This is a genomic window from Runella sp. CRIBMP, from assembly GCF_009905605.1.
Taxonomy (GTDB): Bacteria; Bacteroidota; Bacteroidia; order Cytophagales; family Spirosomataceae; genus Runella.
Map to the genome: position 1 here is coordinate 631,733 of NZ_JAAAKZ010000001.1, position 13,222 is coordinate 644,954.

General features: G+C 45.9%; 8 protein-coding genes. All 8 read left to right on the top strand.

Going from position 1 to position 13,222, the window contains the following annotated elements:
• Positions 1-102: 102 nt before the first annotated feature.
• Positions 103-3,315 (top strand): DUF1553 domain-containing protein, encoded by a 3,213-nt coding sequence (locus GVN20_RS02695; RefSeq protein WP_166556841.1) that lies wholly within the window; start codon positions 103-105, stop codon positions 3,313-3,315.
• Between the two features lie 16 nt (positions 3,316-3,331).
• Positions 3,332-4,846 (top strand): DUF1501 domain-containing protein, encoded by a 1,515-nt coding sequence (locus GVN20_RS02700; protein WP_166556842.1) that lies wholly within the window; start codon positions 3,332-3,334, stop codon positions 4,844-4,846.
• A 253-nt stretch (positions 4,847-5,099) separates the two neighbouring features.
• Complete coding sequence (locus GVN20_RS02705) at positions 5,100-6,011, top strand: sugar phosphate isomerase/epimerase (RefSeq protein ID WP_166556843.1); 912 nt, start codon at positions 5,100-5,102, stop codon at positions 6,009-6,011.
• Positions 6,012-6,122: 111 nt separating this feature from the next.
• Positions 6,123-6,953 carry an alpha/beta hydrolase family protein gene (locus GVN20_RS02710; RefSeq protein WP_166556844.1) on the top strand — a complete coding sequence of 277 codons (831 nt, stop codon included), beginning with the start codon at positions 6,123-6,125 and terminating at the stop codon, positions 6,951-6,953.
• Between the two features lie 7 nt (positions 6,954-6,960).
• Positions 6,961-7,974, top strand: coding sequence for a polysaccharide deacetylase family protein (locus tag GVN20_RS02715; protein WP_166556845.1), 1,014 nt, complete (start codon positions 6,961-6,963; stop codon positions 7,972-7,974).
• 385 nt (positions 7,975-8,359) lie between these two features.
• Positions 8,360-8,926 carry an RNA polymerase sigma-70 factor gene (locus GVN20_RS02720; protein WP_166556846.1) on the top strand — a complete coding sequence of 189 codons (567 nt, stop codon included), beginning with the start codon at positions 8,360-8,362 and terminating at the stop codon, positions 8,924-8,926.
• A gap of 79 nt (positions 8,927-9,005) precedes the next feature.
• A complete protein-coding gene (locus tag GVN20_RS02725) occupies positions 9,006-10,019 on the top strand; it encodes a FecR family protein (protein WP_166556847.1) in 1,014 nt (337 codons plus the stop codon).
• A 153-nt stretch (positions 10,020-10,172) separates the two neighbouring features.
• Positions 10,173-13,205 (top strand): TonB-dependent receptor, encoded by a 3,033-nt coding sequence (locus GVN20_RS02730; protein WP_166556848.1) that lies wholly within the window; start codon positions 10,173-10,175, stop codon positions 13,203-13,205.
• The last annotated feature ends 17 nt before the right edge of the window (positions 13,206-13,222 follow it).

The window sequence follows — 13,222 nt, forward strand, 5'->3', positions numbered from 1 at the left end:
AATAAGCGTTAAAAGTCGGATTTGTGCAAATCTTAGTCTTGTTTGTATAATTCGAATAAATAATTAAACTTTAAATTTGTCAGCCTAAAATTAGAAGTCATCATGCCTCGATATTATTTGCTGCTTTTTGGGATAGTGTGCCTGTCGGTGATTGGATGCTCACCCGACCTTCCCGACGACGTGGCGGCGGCGTATAAAGAATTGCCCGACGAATTGGATTATAACTTGCACGTCAAACCTATTTTGTCGGACAAGTGCTTTGCCTGCCACGGTCCCGACAAAGCCAAGCAAAAAGCGGGCTTACGGCTTGACATTGCCGACTTTGCCTTTGCGAATCTTCCCGAAAACCCCAATAAAGTAGCCATTGACCCTGGAGATTTGGAAGACAGCGAGGTGTATCACCGTATCCTTTCGACTGACCCTGAGTACATGATGCCCACGCCCAATTCGCACCTGCAACTCACGGCGCAGGAGAAGGCGGTATTGGTCAAATGGATCAAAGACGGGGCCGAATACAAACCTCATTGGGCGTTTGTGGCGGCCGAAAAACCCGACGTTCCCGACGTAGAAAACGAAGATTGGGTCATTAATCCAGTAGATAATTTTATCCTTAAAAAACTTGAAGAGGAAAAATTGTCGCCCGCTAAAATGGCCGATAAAGAAACGCTGCTTCGGCGCCTTTCGCTCGATTTGACAGGGTTGCCGCCCACATTGGCCGAAATCGACACCTTTTTGAAAGATAATTCCCCCAATGCTTACGAAAAACAGGTAGACCGCTTGTTGAAATCGCCGCATTATGGCGAAAAAATGGCAGTGGATTGGTTGGATTTAGCTCGTTTTGCTGATTCCCACGGCTACACTGTAGACCGCCTGCGAGATATGTCGCCTTACCGCGATTGGGTCATTGGGGCCTTTAACAAAAATATGCCTTACGATAAGTTTATCCATTGGCAGTTGGCAGGAGACTTGATGCCCCAGCCCACGAAGGAAATGCTGATTGCCACGGCCTTCAACCGCAATCACCAGCAGAATCTGGAGGGCGGTATCATTGAAGAAGAGTTTCAGACAGAATACGTGGTAGACCGCACCAATACGTTTGGCGACGCCTTTTTAGGGCTTTCGGTGGGCTGTGCCAAGTGCCACGACCATAAGTATGACCCTATTTCGCAGAAGAATTATTACGAATTGTTCAGCTTTTTCAACAATGTGAAAGAAGCGGGGCAGATTTCTTGGGACGATGCCATGCCTTCACCCACATTGTTGCTGCCGACTTCGGAGCAGGAAAAAGTGTTGGCATTTATCAATACCCAAATCAAACAGCAGGAAGCCGTCGTAGCCCAAACAAAAACAAAGGCCGGTGGAAGTTTTGACCAATGGCTGGTGATAAACGGTCATCAAAAATTGGCCAAACAAACGATTCCACAAACGGGTTTGGTAGCCCATTTTGCTTTTGAAAATGACTTAAAAAACAGCCTTAACCCCAAACAATCGGGCCGAATGTTGCGAGAGTCGGGCGAGGAAACGCCAGCTTTTGCCGACCGAGGGGCCGCTAAGGCCTTGACCCTCAACGGGGACGTGTGGTTGGATTTGGATTGCGTAGGCGCTTACCGAAAATCACAACCTTTCAGCGTAGGTCTTTGGGTAAATATCCCCAAAAATCTGAAAGAAGGGGTCATTATTCACAAAAGCCAAGCGGAGCGATTGTATAATTTTAGGGGCTGGCATTTGTATTTGAAAGACAATAAGTTTGAACTCAATATGGCGCACGTTGGGCCGTCAAATGCCATTACACGCGTATCAAAGCAACCAGTGGTGCGAGATAAATGGATTCAGTTGACCATTACGTATGATGGCTCAGCGCAAGCGCAGGGGCTTCGGTTGTACTTGGATGGCAGCGAATTGGCGATGGAAACTACAATGGACCAACTCAAAAAAGACATTTTGTTTCGGTCGCGGGAGCAGTCGGGGATTCAGGTAGGTGGATGGTGGCGCGGTTGGGGATTTACCGACGGAAAAGTGGACGATATTACGTTTTACGACCGCGTTTTGACGCCGTTTGAATTGAAACAATTGGCCCAAAAAGCCAATTGGAACGCCCTTGCTTCGAAAACCAAAGCGCAGCTTTCGGCAGTTGAATTGGCCGATTTAAAGGAATATTACTTATCTGCCATTGAGCCGACGACCCTCATGGCGCGGCAAAAATTGCAACAATTGCGCTCAACCTTGGCCGATTCGACCGAGAAAGTGAAAGAATTGATGGTGATGCAGGAATCGCCAAAACCGAAAAAAGCGCACGTCCTTTTGCGTGGCAATTATGATGCGTTTGGCGAAGAAGTTTTTCCCAATACGCCCGAAACGATTTTAGCTTTCCCCAAAGATTTGCCCAAAAATCGCTACGGATTAGCGCAGTGGCTCACGCACGAAGACCATCCCCTCACGGCGCGGGTAGCGGTGAATCGTTTGTGGCAAAATTTCTTCGGAACGGGTTTGGTAAAAACCACTGAAGACTTTGGAAATCAGGGAGAACTGCCGAGTCATTTGGGTTTGTTGGATTTTTTAGCGGTTACGTTCAGAGAAAGCGGATGGGATGTGAAGGAGTTGAACAAACTCATCGTGATGTCGGCTACTTACCGTCAAGCCTCTCAAACAACCAAACAAGCCCGTGAAAAAGACCCCGAAAATCGTTGGTTGTCGCATGGGCCTTCCTATCGCCTCACCGCCGAAATGATTCGGGATAATGCATTGATGGCGAGTGGATTGCTGAATCCAGAAATTGGTGGCCGCAGCGTGAAACCGTACCAGCCAGAGGGACTATGGCTCATCAATAGTGCCAATTACGTGCCCGATTCGGGCGCTGCGGTGTACCGCCGGAGTTTGTACATACTGGCCAAACGCGCCGTTCCGAACCCCACCCTTTCAACTTTTGATGCCACGTCGCGGAGTTTTTGTGTGGTACGTCGTCAAAAAACCAATACTCCTTTGCAAGCCTTGGTAACGCTCAATGACCCGACATTTGTGGAAGCCTCCAAAGTATTGGGAGAACAAATGGCCAAAACCAACGATATTAAACAGGCGATTGTGGCGGTTTATCGAAAACTGACCGGACGTAGGCCGTCGCCGAAGGAAGTAGAATTGCTAGCGGGTTTACAAAAGGCTCAGCTGCAAAAATTTAACCAAAATCCGTTGAAAACCAACGGGTGGCTTCAAGCGGGGCAATACAAAGCAGATGCGAAATTGGACGCGTCGCTTATTGCGGCCAATGCCGTAGTTGCGAGTACAATATTGAATTCAGACGCAAGTTTAACGAAGAGATAACCGCCCGACTATCACCATGTCACATCATCACGACGACGAATTTAGACTACACACGCCTGATTTTCAGGAGTTAAATAAGCGGCTTGACCGGCGTCATTTCCTGACCAAAACCTCACTGGGACTAGGTGCATTGGCAGTGGGCTCACTATTTGGTGCAAAGCATTTGTTTGGCGCTTCACCGGGGATTAAAGAAGAAAGTTCGGCCAATCTGGAGGAAGAAATTCTGAAAGCACTACCGCACATTGCCCCTAAAGCCAAACGGGTAGTTTACCTTTTTATGGCGGGTGGGCCGTCGCAGTTTGAAACGTTTGATTATAAACCCAAACTCTACGAAATGGCGGGCCAAAACCTGCCTGATTCGGTGCGGAAAGGGCAACGGCTCACGGGAATGAGCGCTAACCAAAGTGCTTTGCCAGTGGTGCCGTCTATTTATAAATTCAATCAACACGGTAAAAATCAAACGTGGATAAGTGAACTATTGCCTTACACCGCGCAGGTAGTGGATGAACTCTGTTTGGTGAAATCCATTCATTCTGAGGCCATTAACCACGATCCTGCAATTACGTTTTTCCAAACGGGCAATCAGCTTCCGGGGCGCCCGTCGATTGGCTCGTGGGTGAGTTATGGTCTTGGGTCGGACAACCAAAATTTGCCGACTTTCATTGTTTTGGTTTCTAAAAATGCCCCCCGTGACCAGCCCTTGTATGCGCGCTTGTGGGGCAATGGTTTTTTGCCTTCCAAACATCAGGGGGTACAGTTTCGGTCGGGAAAAGACCCAGTTTTGTTTCTCAATAACCCTGAAGGCTACGAAGGCAACGACCGCAAGGAGATGCTAGATTATTTGACCAAACTCAACCAACTCCAAAACGAAGCTTACGGCGACCCCGAAGTGGATGCCCGGATTGCGCAGTACGAAATGGCGTATCGGATGCAGACTTCGGTGCCCGAAGTGATGGATTTATCGGGTGAATCGGACGAGGTTTTTAACCTGTACGGTCCCGACAGCCGTGATTCGGGCACTTACGCAGCCAATTGTATCTTGGCGCGAAAACTGCTCGAAAAAGACGTCAAATTTGTGCAACTCTACCACCAAGGTTGGGATCAGCACGGCGGTTTGCCCAAAAATATTGCCAATCAGTGCAAACAGGTGGACCAAGCTACGGCGGCGCTGATTATCGACCTCAAACGTCGTGGTATGTTGGACGATACGTTGGTGATTTGGGGCGGAGAATTTGGCCGCACGGTGTATTCACAAGGCAAGCTTACTGCCGATAATTACGGCCGTGACCACCATCCGCGTTGCTTTACGATGTGGATGGCAGGGGCAGGAGTGAAGGCTGGAATCAGTTATGGCGAAACCGATGACTTTAGTTATAATATCATCAAAGACCCCGTTCATGTTCATGATTTTCACGCTACGTTGATGCACTTGCTTGGCGTTGATCACGAGCGACTTACCTATAAATTTCAAGGTCGACGGTTTCGTTTGACGGATGTACACGGAAAATTGGTGAAGGGGATTTTGGCGTAGGATATTTTCGTGGAGGAAGGCCAAATTTTTCTGCTGTATTTGGGGGTTATCACTAACTACTTATCTTGCACTCAATTTTTAGCGCAAAAGCCTGTAAACTCAGTCCCAAAAGGGAGTTTTTAACGTACGTTTGTTGATAATACTAACGAGGGTAAGAAGGCACTTCCTGATTAAAAATAACGTGTTTTTCGGCCATTGAATAGTAAAAAAAGGGGGCAAATGTGCTTCTGAATGAAAATCCCTTTTTTATCCGATGGAATCATTCGAAAATAATAATTCAAGAAGAAACTTTCTGAAAATAGCCACGGGAACCGTGGCGGGAATCGTCACATCTGGCACAGTGGCCGAAGCGGCTTTTTTTGGAGAAACCCACAGAGCATTATCCTTGCCATTAGGTATTTGTACCTCGTACGACAAAGCTCCGTTATTGAAAAGTTTGGGCTATTCGTTTATCGAAGAAAACGTCGGGCGATTCCTGATTCCTGACAAAGGTGGGGATGAGCAATACCAAAAAAACGCCGCCGCCCTTCAGACCGAGCGTTTTCCCGTTAGGTCGTATGTAAGTTTTTTTCCAGGAACCCTTAAGTCGGTAGGTAATGATACGCACCATGAGGCCATTCTCCAACGTGCCGATTTGGCCCTCAAACGCGCCAAAGAATGCGGCTCCGCCAATATCGTGTTTGGCAGCGGTGGTTCACGGTTTATTCCCGAAGGATTTGACCGTGAAAAAGCCAAGCAGCAACACATCGAATTGAGCAAAAAAATGGCTCTTTTGGCCGAAAAACATGGTGTCACATTGGCCATTGAACCACTCAACCGCAGTGAAACCAATTTTGTCAACAGCTTGGCAGAAGGCGTCGAAATCATCGAGGCCGTCAATCATCCGCGTTTTCGGCTGTTGTGTGATATTTACCACATGATGAAAGACAACGAAGGGCCCGAGCAAATTGTGAAATACGGTAAATACATCACCCATTGCCACATTGCCGAAAAGCAGAATCGTACGGCTCCCGGCGCGGTTGGTGATGATTTTAGGGAATATTTCAAAGCCTTGAAAAAGATAAAATATAAAGGTGGACTTTCAATCGAGTGCCGCTGGAAAGATTTTGACAACGAAGCCAAGAAGAGTATCGAGGTGTTGAAACAGCAGATGTCGGAAGTGTAAAATCTCGGAGATAATTACCCGTTAGCCTTTTTAAGTTTCGATAACTTGAAAAGGCTTTTCTTGTCTAAATAAATACAATCGTTGAACTTTGCCAACAAACTCTTGTTTGTGATGACCTTTTTAAGAAAAATAGTAATAGTGGGCCTGGCCTGTTTGTTGAGTCAGGCGGTTTGGGCCGTAAAAATTGACACCGTGGAAACGTACAGCGCGTCCATGAAGAAAAGCATCAAGGCCGTCGTTATCACCCCCGATTCATACGACGGGAGTAGGGAGTTTCCAGTGGTGTATTTGCTGCATGGCTACGGCGATAGCTACAACGGATGGGTCAAAAAAGCCCCTTTTATGCGCGAGGCGGCCGATTTGTACCAAACCATCATCGTCTGTCCTGACGGTGGGTTTTCAAGTTGGTACTGGGATAGCCCCCTTGACCCGACGATGCGCTACGAAACCTACATTTCCAACGAATTGGTGTCTTGGGTTGATGGTAAATACAAAACCATTAGAAGCCGTGCGGGGCGGGGCATTACTGGCTTGAGCATGGGAGGCCACGGAGCTTTGTATTTGGCCCTAAAACACCAGGATGTATTCGGCGTGGCGGGCAGCATGAGTGGTGGCGTCGATATTCGGCCTTTTCCAAATAATTGGGACATGGCCAAAAGATTGGGGAAATATGCCGAAGCCCCCGAAAATTGGGAAAAGAATACGGTAATCAATATGCTGCATTTATTGACGCCCAACTCATTGGCGCTCATCATAGACTGTGGCAGCGAGGATTTCTTCTATCGGGTCAATAACAATCTCCACGAGAAACTGGCGGAGCGCAATATTCCCCACGATTATATTTCCCGTCCAGGCGGGCATAACTGGCCCTATTGGAACAGCGCGGTGAGTTATCAATTGCTGTTTATGAAGCAGTATTTTGATAAACAAAAAAGCAAATAGCGTCGGTATGGCCTTCAAACATTTTGTCCGCGATAGTTGGCTCACCGCTTCCTATTACACAGGACTGAGCCAATTATATCATGCGTTGGCGGGGCGAAAACGAGGCGTTATTTCCTATCATAATGTATTGCCTGTAAGTAGTTTATCAGTGTTTGACACGTATAATGTAGACGTTACCGCGTCGGTGTTTGACAAGCAGCTGACTTTTTTGAAGAAGCATTTTTGGGTCTTACCCATTCAGGAATTGGAAAATCCGCAAGCGCAAGGGCTGTTTTTGACCGTCGATGATGGGATGTTGAACAACTACGAAATCCTCGCACCAATTCTCGAAAAACACGAACTCTCCGCCCTCTTTGCGATTTGTCCCGCCATGATTGATGGTGAACTCCCGCACATTTGGCGCGACCATCTGTTTTTGTTGTTTCAACAAGCCCAAGGCCAAGAAATTTTTTTACCAATCGATCAATACCAAAGGTCTTTCAAGATAACTTCAGAATCAGAATGCTTGAACTCGTTGACGAGGCAATTCAAAAAGTATGTCTATGAAAATCAAATCGCAGATATTTACGGACTTGTACGAGAGATTTGCGCAAAGAACGGTTGGCCTTATGCCCAAGTGAAGCATGATCCGCTTCGCTATCAATTCATGAATTGGGGGCAAATACAGGATTTAACAAAACGAGGTCACCGTATTGCTTCGCACACCATGACGCACCGCGTGTTGAAGTTTTTGTCGGCGGAAGATAAGCAATACGAGTTAGCCGAATCTAAAAAACGCCTCGAAACGCAACTGAATGTATCAGTTGATATTTTAGTGTACCCGTACGGAAGCATGGTCGAAATTGACAACGCTACGGTGAGCACCGCAAGAGAGGCAGGGTATCAGGCGGCGTTGATGAATGTCCAACATCATTCACTTCCTGAGTCTTCTCTCACATTGCCGCGTTTTGCTTTTCCGCCCATTGCCGATGCACCGCATTTGCACGCGATTGTGTCGGGGTATAAGTTTCTGTTTCGTTAGCGGTTTGTTTAAATTTAACGAATTAGACGCAATTTATTTATTCATAAAAAAATAACGAATACGTTTGCTTTTCGTACAATGATGGGTGTGGCAAATGACATTAGAGATAGGTTACGATTAGGGCATTTTAAAGGTAATTTTGCGTAAGAAAGTGGTAGTTGGAAAATATTGTTAGACGTAGATATTGGTGAGAATGTAGCCTTATTAAAATTTTATGTAGGCCAAAATAGAGAGTACGTTTGTCAATAGCGTTAGATAACTTCCAAGGCTTCATACCAACCGTTGTTTGTGTGTTCACCAATAGTGTTCTGCGAAAGTCCAAACATAATTTCCGTTTGATTCTCCGAAAAATCGTACTTTTCCGTCGGAATTTCATAATAAACCCATGCAAGCGCTTTCTGACGAACAATTATTGCTCGAACTTCGTGGCTCCAAAGCTGCGTTGGCATTTCGTGCTTTGTATGAGCGTTTTGCAAAAAAACTGTATAAACTGGCTTACCAAAAAACGGCCTCTACCGAAATTGCCGAAGAGATTGTTCAAGAAGTATTTGTGGGTTTGTGGGAAAAGCGCGAAAATTTATTGATTGGCAACGTTGAAAATTACCTGTTGTCGGCAGTACGTTATCAAGTCATCAATCATCTCCGAACGGTTATTGCGCAGCGAAAATTCGTTGAACCCCAAGAACAAACGCAAGTATTGACGCAGGAAGCCGAACTGCCCCTAACGGTCGAAGACCTCCAAAATGCCCTCGAAAAATCGTTGGAGGTATTGCCCGAAAAAACCCGTCAAATATTTCGGATGAGCCGCTATGAGTTCCTCTCTCACCGCGAAATTGCCCAACGGCTCGACCTCACCGAAAAATCGGTCGAATACCACATTACCCAAGCCCTCCGACACCTCCGTACCCACCTCCGCGATTTTCTGATGGTGCTGATTTTGGGGTATTTGTAAATTTTTCAAGATTTTTTTACAATTCTTTTAGGGGTACATCTGCTTTTTTCGACCTTAGGTTTGAAAACAACTTACAAATATGAGTAAGCAGTCTTTTGAGCATTTATTGGAGAAGTACCTTGCTGGTGAATGTACCCCCACCGAAAAACGGTTGGTGGAGCAATGGTACGACTTAGTGGGTAGCGAAATGCAACCTCCTCAAAACGAGGCGGATTGGAAAATCATCAAAGCCAAAATGTGGCTTAAAGTGAAGAAACAAACCCAAATAACGGAGCCTACGATTGTTCCGTTTTACCAAAAATCTGTTTTTCGTGCGGTGGCAGCGGCTTGCGTAGTCGTGGCATTGGGTATTGCTTTTTGGGTGTATCAGCCGCCTTCATCACATCAAGTAGCCCAACTTGTCAGTAAAGAATACAGCGATAGAATAGAGTGGGAAAACCAAGCCCAAGGAGCAAAGACAGTATTGTTGTCGGATGGTAGTAAAGTGCAGCTTCAACCTAAGTCGCGACTGATTTCCCCCAAGGCCTTTAATGGCGACGTACGAGAGATTAAGCTCGAAGGAGATGCGTTTTTTAACATTGCTCACAATCCTGAAAAACCGTTTTTAGTCAATGTGGGAAACGTGGTTACCAAAGTATTGGGAACCAGTTTTTGGATACGAGGTACTCAAAACAAACAAATAGAAGTAGGCGTAAAAACGGGTAAGGTAGCTGTTTTTGAAAAGAAAATGCTTGATAAACAGAAAGACAATGGCGTGGTACTAACGCCAAATTTGAAGGTCACCTATTTTGCCGACGAGCAGCATTTTGTAGCGGGTTTGGTAGAAAAGCCCGAAATTATCAAAGCGGCGGAGTTTAACGACTACGCATTTGATTTTGAGAATACTCCTTTGGTAAAAGTAGTCGAAGTACTGGAAAAAGCCTACGGAATTGAGCTATTTTTTGAAAACGAATTGCTCAAAAATTGTACGTTAACGGGCAATTTGAATGGGCTTGAAATGTACGAAAAATTAGAGGTAATCTGTCAGTCGTTGGGGGCATCTTACCAAGTACAGGGTACCAGAATCGTACTCAACGGAAAAGGGTGCCAATAGGGGTAGCCTTCAATAATTCAGCAATGAGTGAAATATAAATAGAATCGGTTGTGCGGCCACACAACCGATTCGAGAAAGTACCCCGAACCTCCCTGTCAAGTTGTAGTTCGGGAGCAGTCTGTCTATTGTCTAAACAAAACCGTTGTTAAACCTATGCAAAATTCTACAAATGTCAAACGTGTTTTGACAAAAATCATGAAAGTATCCCTGACTCAACTCCTTTTGGCGCTTCTGATGGTGGGAAGTTCGTTGGCACACAAAACCCATGGACAGGATTTTCTGGAACGAAATGTCTCGCTCAAGTTGCAAGACAAAGGCATTGGTGAGGTATTGGAGCAACTCGAAAAAACGGTAGAAGTAAAGTTTATTTATAGTCCAAAGCTTATCCAAGCTGACCGTAAAGTAACACTTGTGGCTCAAAACGAAAGACTGTCACAGGTTTTGAGTCGTTTTTTTAATCCATTAGGAATCTCGTACAAAACCTTCAAAAATCAAATTGTATTAAGTACTACGGCAGATATGCCCGATTCCTCCCCAAAGCCCGAGCCGACGGTGGTAGTCGCGCCCGTCGAAGGCAAAGTAAGAGATAAAAGCGGAGCGGCAATGCCTGGCGTAAGTGTTCAAATAAAAGGAACTACGCGCGGTACAATCTCTGACCCAGAAGGCAATTTTAAACTCAATGCTGATACGGGCGAAATCCTTGTTTTTTCCTATATCGGATATCAAACCAAAGAAGTGCGTGTCGAAAACGTAAGCCAAGTGATAAGTGTTACATTGAGCGAGAGTGCTTCGTCACTATCAGAAGTGGTAGTGGTAGGTTCGCGTGCCGCTCCGCGTACCGATGTAGACCGCCCCGTACCTGTGGATGTAATCAGTGCCAAAGAACTTCAAAGCACAGGTCAGATAGAGGTGGCACAGATGGTACAGTTTACTTCGCCGTCGTTCAATTCGGCTAAAACGGGTGTAAATGGCGTAGCCAACTATGCCGATCCCGCCACTTTGCGCGGGCTCTCACCCGATCAGGTACTGGTACTCGTAGATGGCAAGCGTCGTCACCAATTTTCGGGTTTGAACTTAAACGTAACGGTAGGTTTGGGTACAGTCGTAACCGATATGAACGCCATTCCGTCGTTGGCAGTGGATAGAATCGAAGTACTACGCGATGGTGCCGCTGCACAGTATGGTTCTGACGCTATTGCTGGTATCGTGAATATCGGCCTCAATAGAAGCGTAGGAAAAGGTACTTTCAAAACTCAGTACGGTGTAACAAAAGAAGGGGATGGTGGTACATTTTTAGGAGCTTTCAATTATGGTTTTAAATTAGGTAAAGAGAAAAGCTACTTAAACCTTTCGCTTCAATATCAAAAAGCCAATGGTACCAATCGCTCTGACAACTACATCCCACGCCCAGTAGAAGGCGGTTCTTACACAGGAATTTACTCCAATACTCCCGCTACTGATGAAGCAACTCGCACCTCTCGTGGGGTATGGCCTGCGTATGGTACGTTTCCTGTGGGTATTTATGGCAGCAACCAAACTACCGCCTACCAAGGGTTTTACAATTTAGGCTATCCATTGGCTAAAAACTGGAATTTGTACAGTTTTGGTGGGGTATCTATCAAAGACGTAATGGCTTATGGTTTCTTTCGTGTAGCGACGCCTACCAATGCCAACTCCAATCCTGATATTTTTCCAGATGGCTACACGCCCGAACTTCCGGGTATGACCCGCGACTACTCGACCGTAGTGGGAATCAATCGGAAACTTAGTGATGGATGGAACTTGGATTTCAGTGCTGGTTATGGTTTCAACAACTTGGATATGTGGGCCCAAAATACCACCAACCCTTCGATGGGGGCACAGTCACCTACGAGTTTTTATGTAGGCCAAAACGCCTTTGGACAAACTACTTTAGAGGCCAATGTGAGCCGTAATTATAATGGATTGATGGGTACAAAAACCTTTAACGTAGCCTTTGGAACGCAATATCGAGTTGACAACTTTATTTTGAAACAAGGCTCGCCCGAATCGTTTCAAGTGGGGCCTTTGGCCACAAGCCGTGGCAAATTGCCAGGTTCGAGCGGTCGTCCGGGCATTGCCCCTGCCGATGAAACCAACGCCACTCGCAGCAACATCGGGTTTTATGCTGACGTAGAAACCGACATTACTGATAAATTCTTACTTACGGGGGCATTGCGCTACGAAAATTACAGTGATTTTGGGTCTAATGTATCGGGAAAATTGGCTTCACGCCTCAAATTGAGCGAAAACTTCTCACTCAGGGGGTCTATCAACCGGGGCTTTCGTGCGCCTTCATTGGCACAGACTTTCAATAGCGTCACTACTTCTACTGTGCAGGCAGGCGCTATTATACAGACCAAGCAGTTGCCCAACAACGACCCTCGTTTAGCCCAGATTGGTGTAGAAAGTCCTACTGCCGAAACTTCTTGGAACTATAGTTTGGGCGTTACGGCCAAAGCGGGCAGTAAGTTTTTGTTTACGCTTGATGCTTATCAAATTGACATCAAAGACCGTATCATCTTGGCTGAGCGCATGATTGTAAGTCAGATTGCTGCACTGCGCCCACTATTTCCGGGCATTTCTGAGATTCGTTTTTTTACCAACCACGTCAATACCACTACGAAGGGCATAGACTTTGTAACGACTTTCAAACATGATTTCAACGCTAAAAACCGTTTTACGGCAAGTTTGGCCTTGACTTTCAATGAAACTAAAATTACTAATCAACGCCCCACACCAACAGCCTTGCAGGCGGGTACCACAGCACGAATATTGGTGATTGATACGGTGAGTATCAGCTTGATAGAAACGGCACAGCCACGTCAGAAAATGCACCTAAGCCTTAGTTATCAAGCCAATAAGATGAATTTTACGTGGCGAACATCGTACTTCGGCCCTGTTACTGCTTGGGAAAAGCCCGCCAATCGTCCGCATATCACACAGACCTTTGCAGGTAAAACCCTCCATGATGTAGTGATTACTTATACTCCTAACAAAACCCTTAACTTTTCCGTGGGTAGTAACAACGTAACCAACGTGTATCCTGACCGCGTAGCACGAAACTTTGCGGGCTACTCCAACGGCCAAATTCCGTTTACCCGAAATGCCAATCAATTTGGGTTTAATGGAGCATTTTATTACCTGAATGCAACAGTGAATTTTTAAAATCCCTTAACTTTCGG

Excerpts from the sequence above, each read along its gene's own strand:
- GVN20_RS02695 (WP_166556841.1), top strand. The coding sequence starts at position 103 with ATGCCTCGATATTATTTGCTGCTTTTTGGGATAGTGTGCCTGTCGGTG.
- GVN20_RS02700 (WP_166556842.1), top strand. The coding sequence starts at position 3,332 with ATGTCACATCATCACGACGACGAATTTAGACTACACACGCCTGATTTT.
- GVN20_RS02705 (WP_166556843.1), top strand. The coding sequence starts at position 5,100 with ATGGAATCATTCGAAAATAATAATTCAAGAAGAAACTTTCTGAAAATA.
- GVN20_RS02710 (WP_166556844.1), top strand. The coding sequence starts at position 6,123 with ATGACCTTTTTAAGAAAAATAGTAATAGTGGGCCTGGCCTGTTTGTTG.
- GVN20_RS02715 (WP_166556845.1), top strand. The coding sequence starts at position 6,961 with ATGGCCTTCAAACATTTTGTCCGCGATAGTTGGCTCACCGCTTCCTAT.
- GVN20_RS02720 (WP_166556846.1), top strand. The coding sequence starts at position 8,360 with ATGCAAGCGCTTTCTGACGAACAATTATTGCTCGAACTTCGTGGCTCC.
- GVN20_RS02725 (WP_166556847.1), top strand. The coding sequence starts at position 9,006 with ATGAGTAAGCAGTCTTTTGAGCATTTATTGGAGAAGTACCTTGCTGGT.
- GVN20_RS02730 (WP_166556848.1), top strand. The coding sequence starts at position 10,173 with ATGCAAAATTCTACAAATGTCAAACGTGTTTTGACAAAAATCATGAAA.